Annotated in this window: 22 protein-coding genes; 17 read left to right on the top strand and 5 right to left on the bottom strand. The window is 35.6% G+C overall.

Going from position 1 to position 17,176, the window contains the following annotated elements; all coding sequences use genetic code 11:
• Positions 1–17 precede the first annotated feature (17 nt).
• Positions 18–923, bottom strand: coding sequence for a COX15/CtaA family protein (locus TR08_RS02070; protein WP_045515421.1), 906 nt, complete (start codon positions 921–923; stop codon positions 18–20).
• A gap of 586 nt (positions 924–1,509) precedes the next feature.
• Here TR08_RS02070 and cyoE point away from each other — a divergent pair.
• The 8 genes from cyoE (at position 1,510) to TR08_RS02030 (ending at position 9,411) form a co-directional block, all read left to right on the top strand.
• Positions 1,510–2,448, top strand: coding sequence for a heme o synthase (cyoE, locus tag TR08_RS02065; RefSeq protein ID WP_045515420.1), 939 nt, complete (start codon positions 1,510–1,512; stop codon positions 2,446–2,448).
• 184 nt (positions 2,449–2,632) lie between these two features.
• Positions 2,633–3,691: a cytochrome c oxidase subunit II gene (gene coxB / locus TR08_RS02060; RefSeq protein WP_045515419.1), complete on the top strand. Its 1,059-nt coding sequence runs from the start codon at positions 2,633–2,635 to the stop codon at positions 3,689–3,691.
• Positions 3,692–3,722: 31 nt separating this feature from the next.
• Positions 3,723–5,594, top strand: a complete 1,872-nt coding sequence (gene ctaD, locus TR08_RS02055; protein WP_045515418.1) for a cytochrome c oxidase subunit I — start codon at positions 3,723–3,725, stop codon at positions 5,592–5,594.
• Positions 5,594–6,223, top strand: coding sequence for a cytochrome c oxidase subunit 3 (locus TR08_RS02050; protein WP_045515417.1), 630 nt, complete (start codon positions 5,594–5,596; stop codon positions 6,221–6,223). The genes ctaD and TR08_RS02050 overlap by 1 nt, the downstream gene beginning before the upstream one ends.
• A gap of 4 nt (positions 6,224–6,227) precedes the next feature.
• Positions 6,228–6,563, top strand: coding sequence for a cytochrome c oxidase subunit IVB (ctaF, locus tag TR08_RS02045; RefSeq protein ID WP_045515416.1), 336 nt, complete (start codon positions 6,228–6,230; stop codon positions 6,561–6,563).
• A 127-nt stretch (positions 6,564–6,690) separates the two neighbouring features.
• The gene (ctaG, locus tag TR08_RS02040) at positions 6,691–7,596 is read left to right on the top strand and encodes a cytochrome c oxidase assembly factor CtaG (protein WP_045515415.1); all 906 of its coding nucleotides are present in this window, start codon (positions 6,691–6,693) and stop codon (positions 7,594–7,596) included.
• A gap of 95 nt (positions 7,597–7,691) precedes the next feature.
• Positions 7,692–8,156 carry a DUF420 domain-containing protein gene (locus TR08_RS02035; RefSeq protein ID WP_045515414.1) on the top strand — a complete coding sequence of 155 codons (465 nt, stop codon included), beginning with the start codon at positions 7,692–7,694 and terminating at the stop codon, positions 8,154–8,156.
• 76 nt (positions 8,157–8,232) lie between these two features.
• On the top strand, positions 8,233–9,411 hold the full coding sequence (locus tag TR08_RS02030) for a GNAT family N-acetyltransferase (RefSeq protein WP_238579054.1): 1,179 nt from the start codon (positions 8,233–8,235) through the stop codon (positions 9,409–9,411).
• 235 nt (positions 9,412–9,646) lie between these two features.
• Here TR08_RS02030 and TR08_RS02025 read toward each other — a convergent pair whose 3' ends face one another.
• Positions 9,647–10,006: a YugN family protein gene (locus TR08_RS02025; RefSeq protein WP_045515413.1), complete on the bottom strand. Its 360-nt coding sequence runs from the start codon at positions 10,004–10,006 to the stop codon at positions 9,647–9,649.
• Positions 10,007–10,196: 190 nt separating this feature from the next.
• On the opposite strand from TR08_RS02025, the gene TR08_RS02020 reads away from it, so the two are divergent.
• Both TR08_RS02020 and TR08_RS02015 read left to right on the top strand, forming a co-directional pair.
• The gene (locus TR08_RS02020; protein ID WP_045515412.1) at positions 10,197–10,631 is read left to right on the top strand and encodes a CBS domain-containing protein; all 435 of its coding nucleotides are present in this window, start codon (positions 10,197–10,199) and stop codon (positions 10,629–10,631) included.
• 204 nt (positions 10,632–10,835) lie between these two features.
• On the top strand, positions 10,836–11,867 hold the full coding sequence (locus tag TR08_RS02015; RefSeq protein ID WP_193747658.1) for a CAP domain-containing protein: 1,032 nt from the start codon (positions 10,836–10,838) through the stop codon (positions 11,865–11,867).
• 33 nt (positions 11,868–11,900) lie between these two features.
• Here the strand turns inward: TR08_RS02015 and TR08_RS02010 are convergent, their stop codons facing one another.
• Both TR08_RS02010 and TR08_RS02005 read right to left on the bottom strand, forming a co-directional pair.
• Positions 11,901–12,269, bottom strand: coding sequence for a hypothetical protein (locus tag TR08_RS02010; RefSeq protein WP_045515410.1), 369 nt, complete (start codon positions 12,267–12,269; stop codon positions 11,901–11,903).
• 24 nt (positions 12,270–12,293) lie between these two features.
• The gene (locus tag TR08_RS02005; RefSeq protein WP_045515409.1) at positions 12,294–12,782 is read right to left on the bottom strand and encodes a PaaI family thioesterase; all 489 of its coding nucleotides are present in this window, start codon (positions 12,780–12,782) and stop codon (positions 12,294–12,296) included.
• 142 nt (positions 12,783–12,924) lie between these two features.
• On the opposite strand from TR08_RS02005, the gene TR08_RS02000 reads away from it, so the two are divergent.
• From TR08_RS02000 to TR08_RS01975, 5 genes are all read left to right on the top strand, one after another.
• Entirely contained in the window at positions 12,925–13,320 is a 396-nt protein-coding gene (locus tag TR08_RS02000; RefSeq protein WP_045515408.1) for a YlbD family protein, read from the top strand.
• A 17-nt stretch (positions 13,321–13,337) separates the two neighbouring features.
• Positions 13,338–13,577 (top strand): YlbE-like family protein, encoded by a 240-nt coding sequence (locus TR08_RS01995; RefSeq protein WP_045515407.1) that lies wholly within the window; start codon positions 13,338–13,340, stop codon positions 13,575–13,577.
• A 101-nt stretch (positions 13,578–13,678) separates the two neighbouring features.
• A complete protein-coding gene (locus tag TR08_RS01990; RefSeq protein WP_152597318.1) occupies positions 13,679–14,065 on the top strand; it encodes a hypothetical protein in 387 nt (128 codons plus the stop codon).
• 58 nt (positions 14,066–14,123) lie between these two features.
• Positions 14,124–14,567 (top strand): YlbF family regulator, encoded by a 444-nt coding sequence (locus tag TR08_RS01985; RefSeq protein ID WP_045515406.1) that lies wholly within the window; start codon positions 14,124–14,126, stop codon positions 14,565–14,567.
• Between the two features lie 484 nt (positions 14,568–15,051).
• Positions 15,052–15,327 (top strand): YlbG family protein, encoded by a 276-nt coding sequence (locus tag TR08_RS01975; protein WP_045515404.1) that lies wholly within the window; start codon positions 15,052–15,054, stop codon positions 15,325–15,327.
• 36 nt (positions 15,328–15,363) lie between these two features.
• On the opposite strand, the gene TR08_RS01970 is transcribed toward TR08_RS01975, so the two are convergent.
• Positions 15,364–15,753: a DUF7147 family protein gene (locus TR08_RS01970; protein WP_045515403.1), complete on the bottom strand. Its 390-nt coding sequence runs from the start codon at positions 15,751–15,753 to the stop codon at positions 15,364–15,366.
• A 363-nt stretch (positions 15,754–16,116) separates the two neighbouring features.
• Here TR08_RS01970 and rsmD point away from each other — a divergent pair, with 363 nt between their 5' ends.
• Both rsmD and coaD read left to right on the top strand, forming a co-directional pair.
• Complete coding sequence (gene rsmD / locus TR08_RS01965) at positions 16,117–16,677, top strand: 16S rRNA (guanine(966)-N(2))-methyltransferase RsmD (protein WP_045515402.1); 561 nt, start codon at positions 16,117–16,119, stop codon at positions 16,675–16,677.
• Positions 16,678–16,690: 13 nt separating this feature from the next.
• Entirely contained in the window at positions 16,691–17,173 is a 483-nt protein-coding gene (gene coaD, locus TR08_RS01960; RefSeq protein WP_045515401.1) for a pantetheine-phosphate adenylyltransferase, read from the top strand.
• Positions 17,174–17,176 lie beyond the last annotated feature (3 nt).

Raw genomic sequence — 17,176 nt, 5'->3', positions numbered from 1 at the left:
TGGCAACTTTTTTATATCTAATGATTCTTTCGTGACCTTGAGAGTAAAAGCAGGAAATAACTTAGAACACCAAATAAACAGGTAATAAATAATGCATGCATTAATGCGATGTAAAGATTTAATCGGGTAAAAATAACGAGTGCTCCCGATAATACTTGGAGGGATACTAAAGTAAATGCACTGATCCAACCCCAATAGATAATTCTTTGCTGACGATACTTTTTAATAGCTAAGTAAGTTACATAACCTATCCATATGAAGATACCAGCAGCTGCTGCACGGTGTCCCATCTGTACCCACTCATAAAGATTACTTGGCAGCGCTGGGCTATCATTGATACATAATGGCCAATCACGGCAAACCAAGCTTGATTCAGTATGACGTACTAGAGCACCTGTATAAATAACAAAGTAGCTATAAATGGAAATAGAGATAATATGAAAGCCCATTCTCCTATCGATAATGAGTTTATCAGCATCAAACTTTTTATCGATTTCAAAGATTAATAAAGTAAGCAAAAATACAGCGGCAAAGGAAATTAGTGATATACCAAAGTGCAGGGCGAGGATAAAGTCAGACTGTTCCCAAATTACTGCAGCTGCTCCAATCAATCCTTGTAACAGTAAAAAGAAAAAAGAAAGAAAAGATAGGAATTTGGTTTCCCTAATGTGCCCGATTACTTTCCAAGACCAAATAGATAAAATGAGTACTAGAAAACCAACTGAGCCAGACACGAGTCTGTGGGCAAGTTCAATGACTAATTCGGGAGTTATATCACTTGGTACGAACTCCCCATTACATAAAGGCCATGATCTTCCGCACCCCATACCGGACTCCGTTTTGGTTACAAGGGCTCCCCCAAGTAAAACTAATATCATTCCAATAGTAGTTGCAACAGCTAACCACTTTAAAGAACGTTGCAAAAAATCACCTTCTTAAATAAAAGTTTAATAAATTCTTTCGATATTTTGTAAGTATAATGATTTGAATATGAAGCGATAAAAGTACTTACTTATCATAACGAAAACATAGGAAAAAGAACAGAATTAAAACTGAAATTTTTGCATAACTTTTAAAAAAAATAAGTTTATGGATAACTTTGAGTTTTTACTATTATTATAGTGAAAACTATTGCTAAATAGATAAAGGTCTGTTAGTAATATAAAATGGGTTAAATTAATCTTATATAAAACAACATTTAAATTTCCTTTTGTTGCCTATAACATAAAGAAATTATTTGGATTTTGCTTAAATTAGAGTGTGTTTTATTATCTAAAGATTCTAAAATATAGTATAATGTTTATTAAATACTGACTGACACAATTTAGACATAAATTATTCGAAAAAAATTCACAAAAATAGACAAAAGTGTGATTTAATATACAGAGAAAGTGTTCCTTAAATAACAATATTATAAAATAATAATAGCTTTTAAATAACCATTATAATTTGGTAAAGTTATCTATCGGGTTTATAATAATAATTACAACATATTTAGGAGGGGGAAAGATGCCAAATTCAAAGGCATACGGTGAAGCAACGATAGAAAATGGCTCAACCGGTCTTAATTCACATATGGAAAAAGCCACAATGTGGAAAGATTTTATGGCACTTATAAAGATTGGGATTGTAAATTCAAATCTTATTACGACATTTACAGGTTTATGGCTTGCTCTGCATTTTAGTGGTCAAAGTTTTCTAAATAACTTAGATATAGTTTTATATACCATTCTTGGTTCCTCCCTTATTATTGCTGGTTCATGCAGTATAAATAATTATATTGATCGAGATATCGACCATTTAATGGAAAGAACAAAAGCAAGACCTACAGTTACAGGGAAAATAGTTCCTTCAAAAGTACTTGGATTGGGGATTTTCTTAATAGCTCTGGGTACAATTTTTCTATTGTTTACTACCATAACTGCAACAGTGATTGGACTGCTTGGGGTTTTTAGTTATGTTGTCCTGTATTCTCTATGGTCAAAGAGACAATTGGTATCAAATACCATCATAGGCAGTATTTCTGGGGCAGTACCCCCATTAATTGGATGGGCTGCAGTAGATGGAAATCTTGATATGATGGCATGGTCATTGTTTATAATTATGTTTATTTGGCAGCCTCCTCATTTCTACGCTCTTGCAATGAGAAGGGTAGAGGAATATAGAGCTGCTGGTATCCCAATGCTTCCAGTGGTGAAGGGCTTTAAAACAACAAAGAAACACATCTTAATATGGGTAGCAGCACTACTGCCAACACCTATATTACTTACTTCATTAGGAATCCCATTTCTAATTTTGGCAACGGTATTAAATATCGGTTGGCTTGTATTAGGGATTTATGGATATAAGATCAAAGATGATATTAAGTGGGCAAAGTTAATGTTTGTGTACTCATTGCAATATTTAACCATTATTTTTGTCGCAATGGTCATTGTTACATTGGTTTAGCTAGAATGTTCTTTCTTAAATAAGGGGAATATAAGTATTCCTAGTAATAAAAAAATATTGGAGGCATTAATAACTTTTTTGCCTCCGTGTTTCTTTTTACAATTAAGAAGGAATAATACTACATACATTTTTGATCACAGATATTTAAAGAAATTATTTAGCGAAAGAGGGGTTTGATTTAGCTATGAAAAGGCTTGCAAAATGGCGTTTGCTCTCGATATTTGCGATTCTTTCGCTTATCCTTTCAGGATGTGGCGAACCGTTCCTATCGACGTTAAGGCCTGCTGGTGAAGTTGCAGAGATTCAATATGATCTGATGAAACTTAGTACATTGATTATGGTAGGGGTTATTGTAGTTGTAATGGTAATCTTTTTTATCGTCTTATTTAAATTTAGACGAAAAGATGAAAAGATACCAAAACAGGTTGAAGGAAGTCACAAACTAGAAATTATTTGGACAGTTATACCAATTTTATTACTATTGCTTTTAGCGGTTCCAACGGTTTCTGCTACATTTAAATTAGCAGATGTTTCACCAATGGATAAAAAAGGTTCAGATGCGCTTGTCATCAATGTTCGTTCCAATTTATATTGGTGGGAATTTGAATATCCTGGTCAAGGCATTGTTACTGGTCAAGATTTAGTTGTTCCGACCGATGAAAAGGTATATTTTAATTTAATATCTTCTGATGTTAAACACTCCTTCTGGGTTCCAGCGGTAGGCGGAAAGCTTGATACGAATACCGAGAATGTTAATAAATTTTGGTTAGAATTTGACAGCAAGAAGGCAGAAGAAGCTGGAGATTTATTTTACGGGAAGTGTGCTGAGCTTTGTGGACCATCACATGCATTAATGGACTTTAAAGTTAAAACATTGAGCCGTGATGACTTTGATAACTGGGTCGCCGATATGAAAGAGGTTAAAGAACCTGCAAAAGCTGAAACAGATTTGGCTCAGCAAGGTCAAGATATCTTTAATCAAAGCTGTATCAGCTGTCATGCTGTAACTCCATCAAATACAACACCTCCAGAAGCAAGGTTTGCACCTAACTTGACAAACTTCGGAGAACGCTCACGTATAGCTGGTGTCTTAGACCATAATGAAGATGAATTAAAAAATTGGTTGCGCACACCTGAAAAATACAAGCCAGGAAATTTAATGACTGATAAATATGATCCATTAACTGAAGATCAGCTTAATGCTTTAACTGCTTATTTAATGGGATTAAAAGTTCAGGAATAATAGGGGAATTGGTAGAAAGGGAGGTAAAATTGTGAGTACCTACGCACAAAAAAAGGGTTTCGGTGCGACTATATGGGACTATCTTACGACTGTTGACCATAAAAAGATCGCAATCCTATATCTTATTGCAGGTGGATTATTCTTTGTAGTTGGCGGACTTGAGGCTGTATTTATCCGTATCCAGCTTGCAGTACCTAACAATGATTTTGTAAGTGCAGGATTATTCAATGAAATTATTACCATGCATGGAACAACGATGATATTCCTTGCAGCAATGCCGCTTGTTTTTGCTTTTATGAATGCGGTAATGCCATTACAAATTGGTGCCCGTGACGTGGCGTTTCCATTTGTCAACGCTTTAGGATTTTGGTTATTCTTCTTCGGAGGAGTATTTCTAAACCTTTCATGGTTTTTTGACGGAGCACCTGACGCAGGATGGACATCATATGCATCCCTGGCAATGGCCTCCAAAGGTCATGGGGTTGATTTCTACGTATTGGGACTACAGATATCCGGTCTAGGTACACTAATAGGTGGTATTAACTTCCTAGTAACGATTATTAACATGCGTGCACCTGGAATGACTTATATGAGAATGCCATTGTTTACATGGACAACATTTGTCACTTCTGCACTTATTTTATTTGCTTTCCCACCTTTAACAGTTGGTTTAGTCTTAATGATGTTTGACCGTATGTTCGGGTCTAATTTCTTTGTTACCACCATGGGTGGAAATACAGTTATTTGGGAGCACTTATTCTGGATATTCGGACATCCAGAAGTTTACATTTTGATACTTCCTGCTTTTGGGATTTTCTCGGAAATATTCCCGATTTTTTCAAGAAAACGTTTATTTGGATATTCTTCAATGGTTTTTGCGACTGTATTAATTGGCTTCTTGGGCTTCATGGTTTGGGCACACCATATGTTTACAACAGGTTTAGGCCCTGTTGCCAATGCGATTTTCGCTGTTGCAACAATGGCAATTGGTGTTCCAACTGGTATTAAAATTTTCAACTGGCTATTAACCATTTGGGGAGGCAGTGTTAAATTTACTACTCCAATGCATTGGGCCTTGGCATTTATTCCTTCGTTTCTTGCTGGTGGGGTAACTGGAGTAATGCTTGCAGCAGCAGCAGCGGACTATCAGTACCATGATACTTATTTCGTTGTAGCACACTTCCACTACGTAATTGTTGGCGGAGTTGTCTTTGCAATCTTTGCTGGTACACACCTATATTGGCCGAAAATGTTTGGAACGATGTTAAGTGAAACATTAGGTAAGATTACCTTCTGGTTGTTTTTCATCGGTTTCCATATGACATTCTTTATTCAGCATTTTCTTGGTCTTTGGGGAATGCCGCGTCGTGTATTCACATATTTACCAGGTCAAGGATTTGAAACTTCAAACCTAATTAGCTCTATTGGGGCTGCATTTATGTCTTTAGCGGTTATCGTTTTGCTGTATAACATAATCATGACCTCAGTTAAAAATGTTAAAGTTGGAAATGATCCATGGGGAGATGGAAGAACACTCGAGTGGTCACTTCCTTCACCACCGCCATTCTATAACTTTAAACAGCTTCCGCTTGTACGTGGATTGGATGCTTACTGGTTAGAAAAGATGGATGGAAAAAAAGGAATGACTCCTGCTGAACCACTAGGAGATATTCACATGCCTAATTCATCCATCCTGCCATTTGTGATCGCATTTGGGTTGTTTGTAGCTGCGTTCGGTGCATTGTTTAATATGGATGATAAAGCATGGTCTGTTCCAGTCCTTATCATTGGTTTATTGATTACCTTTGGAGCTATGTTCTTACGTTCTGTTAAGGATGACCATGGTTTCCATATTCATAAAGAAGAATTGATTGATGACGAGGATAAGGGGGTTAAGGCATAATGCACGCAGAAGATAAATTAACGTATGAAACATGGCCTGCTGAGCCTGAAAAGTCAACCCTTGAAGCAAAGAATAAATTTTTAGGCTTTTGGTTCTTCCTAGGTGGAGAGACGGTGCTTTTTGCCTCTCTCTTTGCTACCTACTTAGCTTTGAAGGACAAAGTACCTGATTCAACGCATACATTAGCGAAAGATTTATATGACTTGCCATTGACATTTGTAGCTACAATGCTGTTATTAACAAGCTCTTTAACAAGCGTATATGCTATGTATCACATGAAAAACTTTAATGCGAAAAAAATGAATCTTTGGTTAGTCCTAACTCTATTATTAGGGCTTGCCTTCCTTGGATTAGAGATTTATGAATTCAATCACTATGTGCATGAGTATCATCATACGTTTAGAAGCAGTGCATTTGGATCTGCATTCTACACATTAGTAGGGTTCCATGGAGCTCACGTTGCATTTGGACTATTGTGGATTACAACGTTAATCATCCGCAATACCAAACGCGGCTTGGATTTATATAATGCCCCTAAATTTTACGTTGCTAGTTTGTATTGGCATTTTATTGACGTAGTTTGGGTATTCATTTTTACAGTAGTTTATTTAATGGGAATGGTGGGATAAACTGATGGCAAATTCACAATTAAATTCAGGGAACCCAAGAGTTGACATTGAATATCGTCGAAAAAAAAGCGCTGAAGAAATGAGACATCAAGTCGTTTCCTTCGCCTTGATGATTTTCTTAACATTAATTGCTTTTGCAGCAGTAGCCATTAAAGGATTTTCGGCTTGGTTTATCGTTCCGTTTATTCTCCTCTTGGCTGTCGTACAAGTAATATTTCAGCTTTACTATTTCATGCATATGAGCCATAAAGGTCATGAAGCACCATCAATGTTTCTTTATTCAGGATTACTTGTTGGACTAGTGACTGTGTTAGCTTTCTCAACAATTATTTGGTGGTAATTTTTTTAGAAAATCGGCTTTATGCCGATTTTCTTTTTATAGGGAATTAATTCATTTCTTTGCTTCTTTAATTTGCTTACGTATATAATAGAACTATGATTTAACTACTATTTAGAGGTGATATGCGGTGCTTACATTAGATATTTTTGGCTTTAAGGCACTTTGGAGCCCGTACTTTCTACTATGTTTACTTGCAGTTACAGCTGTATATTTTTTAATTACAATTACATTCCGCAGCAGGTTTGTAGATAGTGAGCCTTTAACTAAAAAACAGGCTGGGTTATTTTTACTCTCGATTTCACTAATTTATGCAATTAAGGGCTCTCCGCTGGATTTAATGGCTCATTTAATGTTTTACGTCCATATGATTTCAATGGCGCTTTTAGTTCTTGTGATACCACCAATCTTTATATTTGGTATCCCTGTCTGGATCTGGAGAAAGCTTTTCAAGATAAACTTGTTTCATTCACTATTTAAGTTTTTTACAAAACCACTCATTTCTTTAATCATTTTTAACGGATTGTTTTCTTTTTACCATGTGCCAATGATTTTTGACCGAGTCATGCAAAGCTTCTGGTTACATGCTGGATATTCCATTCTATTGTTTATCGTTGCGATATTCATGTGGTGGCCGCTCATTAACCCTGTACCAGAGCATCAAAGGTTAAGTGGATTAAAAAAGGTTGGTTATATTTTTGCAGACGGAATATTAATTACCCCTGCATGCGCATTAATTATTTTTGCTCCTGCGTCAATATACGCTACCTATTCTGACCCAGAAGTTTGGGCTCAAGTAATGAGTCTTTGTGTTGGTCCGGCAACATTTGCTGGTTTAAGCATAAGTGGTCCAGAATTATTTAGTTCGATGTCGTTATTACATGATCAACAGCTTGGTGGAGTATTAATGAAAATCATCCAGGAAATTGTATATGGAGTTATCTTAGGACATGTTTTCTTTGAATGGTACCGAAAAGATCAAGCAGAATCTGAAAAAGAAATGAAGCAGACTCTAAAGCCTTCTCTGATTGAATAAATCTCCCATAGTACTGGGAGATTTTCTTTTTATTGAAAAAATGGGAGAACTAAACTAAAATTATTGTAGAATAAATAAAAAGTGAGGCTAATTCCATGAATTCCCTACCGATTTTACCAACGATAAGTACGACCTTTATTGTTTTAAGTGCCATTACGGTTGCAATAGGCTGGTGGCAAATTAAACAAAGAAGAATAGAAGCACATAAAAAGACTATGTTCACTGCTGCAATCTTTGCACTTATTTTCTTTATCATCTATGCTTCTAGAACTATATTTATAGGAAACACAGCCTTTGGAGGTCCGGAGAATCTAAAAATATATTACACTCTGTTTTTAGTTTTCCATATCATTTTAGCAACTACAGGTGCCGTTTTCGGGATTGTTACGCTGTATACTGGTTATAAAAATAATCTAACCAAGCATAGGAAGATTGGACCCATTACAAGTGTTATTTGGTTCTTCACTGCTATCACAGGTGTAGCGGTTTACTTATTACTTTATGTTTTTTATCACGGAGGAGAAACTACCTCGGTTATTAAAGCAATCCTAGGATTTTAAAGGTGTCTTCAATAGACACTTTTTTTTTTTTTAAGGAATTTTAGTTCTTTGATAGAAATATTTTAGAAGGGGAGTGATGGAATTGGAAATAAAGGAACTTAATGAAAAAGATTATTTAGAATCAATGAATCTATCAATGTATGCTTTTCAATATAAAATTCCTGAAGAAAATGTTCCTGCAAGAATGGAGATGTTAAAGCAACACAAAGTAATAGGAGTTTGGGATGAAAATATTCTGGCTGCCAAACTGCATATTATTCCACATCATATATTTATGAATGGACATGAATGGAAAATGGGTGGTATAGCAGGAGTTGCAGCCTACCCAGAGTATCGAAGAAACGGTTATGTTAAGAGGTTAATCATTGATGCATTAAAACGGATGAAAGAGGAGTCACAAATCGTCTCATTATTACATCCTTTTGATATTGGCTTTTATCGTAAATTTGGCTGGGAGGTTTTTACAGAAAATAAAAAGATTCTGATTGAGAAAAAGGATCTTAAATTCTTACTTAATCAGCCAGGAGCTATTAAAAGGTTTACAAAGGAAAGTCATCATCCTGATATTGAATCCGTTTATGCGGAGTTTAGTAAAAAATATATGGGTATGCTGGTCCGTGATACTATGTGGTGGAAAAATAATATCTATGATGATGGGCAAATAGCCGTTTATTATAATGAAAATAATGAGGCAATGGGATATATAGTATATGAGGTAAAAGAGCGAAAAATGGACGTTCAGGAGCTCGTACCGCTAAATCATGGGGCAAGGATTGGTTTATGGAATTTTATTTGTCAGCATGATTCTATGGTTGAAAGTGTTAGCATTCTTACTTCTAACCATGAGGGCTTACCATTTATTGTTCAGCAGCCAAAATTAAAGATGGAAGTTACTCCATATTTTATGGGAAGAATAGTCGATGCAGAGCAATGTTTACAAAGATATCAATTTAATGCTAGTACAAAAAAAGTATTTCTGCACCTTGAAGATGACTATGCCACGTGGAACAATGGAAGTTATTTAATTAGTAATGGAGAAGTAAAGGTCTATAAAGAAAAGACTGGAAGCAATTGTACCCAGCCTCCTCAAAGAGGAGTTAGATTAGATATTAATTCATTAACTGCGATTGTATTTGGTTACAAACGGCCCTCTGAATTATTCGAACTAGGCTGGATAAAGGGTCATGAAGCAGAAATTGCTGTTTTAGAAGAACTAATTCCAATGAACAAGCCATATTTTTATGATTTCTTTTAAAAATAGGTTATGTTAAGGGATAATATTGAATTTTACGACTTTGTTGATTGGAGCGGAAGGCACGAGACTCCTGCGGGAGTACGAGGCTGGGAAGACCCCACAGGCGCTTAAGCGCCGAGGCGGCTCCCCGTCACGCCCGCGGAAAGCGAAGTGCCTGGAGCGGAAATCAACAGCCAAGTTTAACAGAGCAAAAAAATAAAAACGGCGCATGAATTGTATTCATGCGCCAGTTTGTTTACAAAGCAAATTTTTCGACCTCTGATTTAACGTCATCAAGAATTTTCTTACATTGGTTTACAAGGGAAGTTGGGAAGTTTTCTCCTTCACCATATTCTACTCCATGAGGATAATAATGTTTCCCTAATAGAGGTGTCATTAACTGGATGACAGCCTTATTGGTATCAACATCTCCTTCTACTGCATAGCCGCGGACACGTAAGTAAAATACCCCTTCTTTTAATTCAAACTTACGATCATATGTAACACGCTCGTAATCCCACTGACCTTCACGAACTAAACCGTAATCAAGCATTACATCATCTAAACGGTTTAAATCAGCTTTCATTTTTTCAAAGCCGGTATTCTCGAATTTCATAAATAGTCCCTCCTAGAAACAATGCCTTACCCCTATTGTTATTTTTATGACAGGATAGCAATTTAATTCAATTTAATAATAGTTGAAAATGTTTAAACTTGCAATGAATACATCATCGAATAAATCATTCCTTATTGGTAAAGATAAGTAAATGTTAAATAATATTTTATCTGCTATTGGGGGCGAAGAATTGGAAAAGATTCGTGATATTATGACAGATCAAGTAGAGTGTTGTACTTTGTTGGATAATGTTTTTGAAGTTGCAGTAAAAATGAAAGAATTAAATGTTGGCGCAATTCCTATTGTCGATAAGGATAAGCTTGTTGGTATGATTACCGACCGCGATATTGTTGTAAGAGGAGTAGCTGAAAAACATCCGGGATCCACAAAAGTAGAGGATATAATGAGCGACAAACTTATTACAATTTCTGCTGATGCGTCAACTAACGAAGCAGCTAACTTAATGGCTGGGCATCAAATCCGACGACTTCCAGTAGTGGAAGGGGATAAATTAATTGGAATTGTTACCCTAGGTGATTTCGCAATAAGAAAAATGACAGATGATCAAGCAAAAGAGGCACTTACTGAAATTTCAGAGCAAAATTATAATGGTGTCCAACATTAATGAATGAAAAAACAGATACATCAAATGGTGTATCTGTTTTTTTATATATTTTATTTTTCTGATGATTTTAATATTCACTATTACCAACAAAGATAATGGTGATATAATTAACAAAAGCAAAACATAAAATGAAAGAAAAAGTAAAAGAGAGGGTGAATACATCTGCGTACTCTCTTCAGAATCCTCATCCTAGCGTCTATTTTCGTGACAATTGGTTTTTATGGAAGTATAAATGAAAAAGACGGTAATGAAGTTTTAATAACTGATGAACATACGTTAGAAATGAATGAATCATTATATCAAAATCAAGAAAAAAGTATTCAAGAGAAACCATCTGCTGAACGGCCAACAAGTGGTATGGGCTTACTAATTGGTCAAGATCTCGCTTATTTAAAAGATAAATTAGGTGAACCTCAAAGAATTGATGAATCATTATATGGTTATCAATGGTATATATATAATACTGACTACGCTCGATATGTACAGGTTGGGGTAGAAAATAACAAAGTAGTGACAGTATTTGCAATCGGGGAAAATGTGGACGTTTCACCCTTTAAAATTGGACAGCCAATTGAAGAAATCTTTAATACGCAGTTCATTGATACCAATATAGATATTGAATATAAGGGTAACTCTTATCGTTTTGAATTAAATGATACAGATTTAAATATTCGTCCATTAATTAAATTGGGTGATGTTTTTGTCCAATTAAATATTGATAAATTTACTGGAAGTTTATCAAGTGTCCGCTTTTTGAATGATGTAACTTTAATCAAACAACGGCCTTACGAACTAGGATATACCGGGGAATTAATTGAGCTTGAAGAACCAACTGAAGACAAGTGGAGATTGATTGAAGCAGGGACAGAGAAGCAAATACTTGATATAACCAACATTATGCGACTAAGGCATAATGTAAAGAAACTTATATGGGATGAAGAGACCTCGGAAGTAGCCTTTGGTCATAGTAAGGATATGTCAGATAGCAATGACTTTTCCCATACTTCTAAGAAATTTGGCAGTCTTTCAGATAGACTAGAAGCAGCAAATGTGGCCTATAAGTCTGCAGGCGAGAATATTGCGGCTAATTATACCGATGGACCTGCAGTGGCAGAAGGATGGTTAAATAGTAAAGGTCATCGAGAGTCATTATTAAATGAGGATTTCACACACTTAGGGGTGGGGGTATTTCAAAAATACTATACACAAAACTTTATACAGAAATCCGAAGAATAGCGATAAAATTAAAGGTGACAAATAGTCACCTTTTTATTTTTTGTCCATATGAACCATTTGGTATTCGCTAAAGTGAAAATGATTGCCTTCCCAGCATCCATATATCCGTATTACCTCGCCAGGCGAAAAGGTATCTATCTCAATATTGTTTTTAATTGGGCTAATTTTTTTAACTTTTATTAATTTCGATTCTGTTTGCAGCATTAGTTCATGTACAAGTATATACCGATGATAATAAAAACGTTGTTTCTCTTGGCTAATACTTTTAATTTCACCCGTTAGGACGGCTTCTTTTTTGACTTCAGCAGTAGCTAGCCATTTAATATCATTTAGTTTCATTTCTTTTCTAGTAATCCAAAAGAAGTAAAGACAAATTATCGGTATAACAACCGCGGTTACCATTTTTGTACCTTCTCCTCATGTGCCCTATTTTTGAATGATAAAAAATGTACCTGTTGCATGGGCTATTTTTTTTCCATCTGTACGGAAAGCTTCTCCTGAAATCACAACCGTCTTGCTTCCATGATGAATGATTGCAGCTTTACAGCGGAGGGTATCCCCTAACCCTGGAGCTATGTAATGAATATTCAATTGATTGGTTACTGCTCCATAACCTTCAGGAAGGATGCCATTTATTGCTGTCCCCATTGCTGTATCAAGAAGAGTAGCAGTGATCCCGCCATGTACAATATCTAATGAATTATTCCAAATAGCATTTAACGGTACTATGATTTCACAGGTCTTCTTTTCCTTATCTATTTTTCTCTCCATATGAAGCAGCCCATCAATATATTGCACGTACTTTTTATCGATTTTCTTTTCAAATCCTTCTAATAAATAAGCAAGAGCACTTAAATCCTCTTCTGAACCTTTTTCAATACAATTGTTCAATAATTGTTGTAGTGCGTCTTTCATTTGTAATCCCTCTCTCGTTTCTAGTTCTGAAGACATCTTACCATTATAAATCCAATTTTTACAGCAAGTAGGTTTTTCACAATTTTTAATTTAGAACATATCGTATAATAGGCACATTGGATTTAGGCAGGGGTGAAGCAGTATGTCAAAAAGTTTACATCCTTCCGTGATTAAATTTAAAGAGTTTGTGAAAAATAACCCGGCATTAATTAAGGAAGTACGGAATGGAAATTCAACTTGGCAGGAGTTATATGAGGATTGGTATCTACTTGGAGAAGAAGATAATCGTTGGGAAACAAATGGGGTTAAAACTAGTCCTAGTGCTGAAAAAACAGATGAAAAAAAAGGAGATTGGATGTCAACAATCCTAGGGACCGTGCAAAAAATGGATCCGGATCAAATTCAGCATTATATAAATAACTTAAGTCAAGCGTTGGGCGCTATTCAAGGGGTTATATCTCAATTTCAAGGTAGTCAGCCTAAACATGCAGCACCAAGAATCGAACACAAACATCCTTTTTCATTTCGTAAAGACTAACAGAAGGGAAAGTTTTCATGAGAAGAGATGTACTAGAATACTTAAATAGCCAAAAAGAATTAAAGAAATTTATAAGGGAACAGCCACTTTGGTATCGTAAACTCTCTAGGAACCCCTATGATTTGCAAAGATTAGAAATCGAGTCGCTTCACTACTATAAAAAAACGATTCCACACCAGGTAGAGAAATTTACAAATAATGTACAAATGGCTTCCATGATGTTTTACATGCTACAGTCAATGAAAGACCAAAATTGACGAAGGACCACTTAGCTTGTGGTCTTTTTTTTGTTGTAGAACAGAGTATAGAGTAAAAAAAATAAAGGAGGCGAACAATACAGTTAAAAGGAGTGATGGATTTGAAAAAGCACATGGAATTAACAATCTTGTCTATATTCTTAGTGGGTATCCTTTCTGGCTTCCAGAAGTCAACAGTTTTACCGGTGAATAGTGAGCAATCAGAAAAGGCTCCCTCTTTATATGTTCAATCCAAAACCAAAGGCAATGATGTGTTTGTAGAGTGTATATTATCTGGAATTAGCTTTCGGGAATCAAATGAAAAAGGACTGAAAGCAGGGAAGCTGGTTATTTGGTTGGATGGGAAAAGAACCAAAGAAGTAAACTCAGCCGCTTTTATTATTAAGGGGCTGCCCGCTGGGGAACATATGATTAAGCTTGAGGTTGTAGACTTAAAAAACGTACCGTACGGAGTAACGAAGGAATTCTTGGTAAATATCCCTAAGTGAGAGTTTATTTCACTTTCTGCATACATTCATGTTAAAATGTGAATGGAGGTGGGTGTCCATGCTTGCTACATCAGAAAGAGTGGAGCTATTAGAATATGCTGAGCAATTAGCACAAATGGTATTACAATCGGATATTGTAGAAGAATATCAAATTTGTTTATATAAAATGCAAAATAATAAGGAAACACAAGAAAAGATTAACCGTTTTGTAAACCTTAAAGAGCTTTATGAAGAGGTGCAGCGTTTTGGTAAATACCATCCAGACTATAAAAGGGTAATGAGCCAAATTCGCGAATATAAACGGGAAATGGACTTAGATCCACATGTAGCTGAGTTCAAATTAGCTGAAAATGACCTGCAAGGTCTGCTAGATGAAATTAGTAAATTTGTCGGCGGTGCAGTTTCTCAACATATAAAAGTTCCATCAGGAAATCCATTTTTCGATACAGGTTCCCACGGCTCAGGCTGTGGCGGTGGTGGAAGCTGCAGTTGCTCCGCTTAAAGTAATCGGCTTAAAGAAATATTAAGCCGATTTTTCTTATCCTTTTAACCGTGTACAATCAACACATAGGTTCCCACAGCAAAACATTTTTTCTTGTGGTACATAAAACCGGTGACGAAAAACATAAAGCATGTCATCATGTCGGACAAATATTGTTTCGCTGTGTAAGCGATGACCTTTCATGGCTATAACAGAACACTTGTTAATAATCTCCTCGAGAGTACGCTGAGATATTTCAGGGGTTATGCTAATAAATAAAAACGGAATGCCAGTTATTTTTTTCCAATGTACCTTAGTAATACATTTATTCAAGGTAAGTTGTTTAATAAATAGCTGCCAAATTGGCTCTAAATCCATATGAATCACCATTATCCTTTGGTGTTTTGGTTTACTTTTGGAATCATCAGTAAAGTTTGAATTGAAAAAGAGTGTTTTAATATGCTAGACTTATTAAAATGATGGTTTATTGAAGGGGAAAATAAGTATGTTCGTTCAACGGCAAGGATTGGTTATTTGGCTATATTCCTTAAAGCAAGCAAAAATGTTAAGACGTTTTGGAAATGTTCATTACGTTTCAAAAAAATTAAAATATGTTGTACTTTATTGTAATCAAGATGAACTTGAAGTGATAATGGAAAAAATTAATTCCTTTTCATTTGTTAAGAAAGTAGAACCGTCATATAAGCCTTTCCTGAAGATGGAATTTGAAAATGCTGCACCAGATAAAGCAAAAGAATATGATTATAAAATGGGTATATAGAAATAAAAAGCTTCAGCGTCCGGCGCTGAAGCTTTTTTAATGCAACGGTTTAATATAGTGATTTAGCCTTAAAATTGCGATTAAATGTTGATAATATAATTCTTTTTCATGGAAAATAGTGGAAGGTTTGACCGATAGTTGAATAATTTGCTTTCCAAGTTCCTCTGCTGTCTGTTGAAACAAATCATACCTTTTATTCGGAATAAAGTTTGGATTAGGGATACCTTCACGGCAGATATAAAGGGCTTGGAATTTTCCAGGGTCTGTGAGCTGTAAAACTACTGCTAATGATGTCACTTGTTTCTCGTTCTTTACCGTATGAAATGCCATCATATGAAGAAGACGGTGCTGATTAGCCTTTGCCAGTTCAAGTAACTCATATATATCCGAATAACCCTCACCTAGTTCAATAAAGCGTTGTATCAAAGATAACTCCCCTTTGTTTAAGAATTCATTCCAACTTTATCATATTTTTGGATATAAATCTTTAATCAAAGAAAAAACCCTGCAGACATAAATCTGCAGGGTCCTTCTACATCCTCATAAAGGATAGAAGGCAAAGGGAGAGGAGAAACCGGAGGAAGAACTTATGGGGAAACGTAAGTCTTCTCCGCGGTTGGCAACAACATCCTCGAATTGATGTTGTTAGTTACATTATCTCCACAACTATCAAGCTTATACGTATCTAAAATAATTTTTCGCAAAATAATCCGACAAGTTGGCTAGTTTATTCAATTGTGATAGGATAATGATAAAAATAGAATACTGGAAAAATTGTGGTGATAACTATTGAGAGTCGTTTCAGGTGTTTGCAAAGGAAGAGCATTAAAAGCAGTGCCAGGAAATACAACGAGACCAACAACTGATAAAGTAAAAGAAGCCTTATTTAATATGATTGGACCATATTTTGATGGTGGATTAGGGCTGGACCTTTTCGCTGGCAGTGGTGGATTAGGATTGGAAGCATTAAGCAGAGGTTTAGGTAAAGTCATTTTTGTCGACAGAGATGCAAAGGCAATTCAAACGATCCATGAGAATATCAAAGCATGTAAGATGGAGGATAAGGCAGAAGTTTATCGAAATGATGCCGACAGAGCTTTAAAAGCCCTAATAAAAAGGGAAATTCGTTTTGATTACATATTTTTAGACCCGCCATATAAAATGCAGCAGTTAATCAGTTTAATGCAAAAAATATCGGAACGCACGCTATTAACAAATGGCGGGTACATTATCTGCGAACACAGTCATGATGTTGAATTGCCTGAAAGTGTAGGGGAGTTTACACAATATAAGTATGAAAAGTATGGAATCATTGCGATAACAATTTATTCGCGATTTAGAGAGGAATAAGGGGGAGTCTTTTGTGGCTAGTATTGCCGTTTGTCCGGGGAGTTTTGATCCAATCACGTATGGGCATTTAGATATCATAAGAAGAGGCGCAAAGGTATTTGATATGGTCTATGTGAGCGTAATGAATAATTCATCAAAAAATCCGCTATTTACTGTAAAGGAGCGGATGAATCTAATAAAAGAAGTAACCAAAGATCTTCCAAATGTAAAGGTGGATGAACATTCTGGGCTCCTTGTGGAATATGCTAAAGCTGTTAATGCGAATGCTATTATTCGTGGCTTACGTGCCGTCTCAGACTTTGAATATGAAATGCAAATAACCTCTATGAACAGAGTTCTAAATGATGAAATTGAAACTTTCTTTATCATGACAAACAGTCAATATTCATTCTTAAGCTCTAGTATTGTTAAGGAAGTATCAAAGTACAATGGCAATATTTCAGAACTTGTCCCACCTGTTGTAAAAAATGCGCTGGATAAAAAATTTAATAGATAACTT

Origin of the sequence: Neobacillus niacini (assembly GCF_000759675.1) — a bacterium.
In the GTDB taxonomy this organism is placed as follows: Bacteria; Bacillota; Bacilli; order Bacillales; family Cytobacillaceae; genus Neobacillus; species Neobacillus niacini_A.
Note: the sequence above shows the minus strand (reverse complement) of the source record. Positions and strands in the feature narration are given on the sequence as shown.

Bases quoted from the DNA above. Each gene is read 5' to 3' on its own strand.
- cyoE (WP_045515420.1), top strand. From the start codon at position 1,510: ATGCCAAATTCAAAGGCATACGGTGAAGCAACGATAGAAAATGGCTCA.
- coxB (WP_045515419.1), top strand. From the start codon at position 2,633: ATGAAAAGGCTTGCAAAATGGCGTTTGCTCTCGATATTTGCGATTCTT.
- TR08_RS02050 (WP_045515417.1), top strand. From the start codon at position 5,594: ATGCACGCAGAAGATAAATTAACGTATGAAACATGGCCTGCTGAGCCT.
- ctaF (WP_045515416.1), top strand. From the start codon at position 6,228: ATGGCAAATTCACAATTAAATTCAGGGAACCCAAGAGTTGACATTGAA.
- TR08_RS02035 (WP_045515414.1), top strand. From the start codon at position 7,692: ATGAATTCCCTACCGATTTTACCAACGATAAGTACGACCTTTATTGTT.
- TR08_RS02030 (WP_238579054.1), top strand. From the start codon at position 8,233: ATGGAATTGGAAATAAAGGAACTTAATGAAAAAGATTATTTAGAATCA.
- TR08_RS02025 (WP_045515413.1), bottom strand. From the start codon at position 10,006: ATGAAATTCGAGAATACCGGCTTTGAAAAAATGAAAGCTGATTTAAAC.
- TR08_RS02010 (WP_045515410.1), bottom strand. From the start codon at position 12,269: ATGGTAACCGCGGTTGTTATACCGATAATTTGTCTTTACTTCTTTTGG.
- TR08_RS02005 (WP_045515409.1), bottom strand. From the start codon at position 12,782: ATGAAAGACGCACTACAACAATTATTGAACAATTGTATTGAAAAAGGT.
- TR08_RS02000 (WP_045515408.1), top strand. From the start codon at position 12,925: ATGTCAAAAAGTTTACATCCTTCCGTGATTAAATTTAAAGAGTTTGTG.
- TR08_RS01995 (WP_045515407.1), top strand. From the start codon at position 13,338: ATGAGAAGAGATGTACTAGAATACTTAAATAGCCAAAAAGAATTAAAG.
- TR08_RS01985 (WP_045515406.1), top strand. From the start codon at position 14,124: ATGCTTGCTACATCAGAAAGAGTGGAGCTATTAGAATATGCTGAGCAA.
- TR08_RS01975 (WP_045515404.1), top strand. From the start codon at position 15,052: ATGTTCGTTCAACGGCAAGGATTGGTTATTTGGCTATATTCCTTAAAG.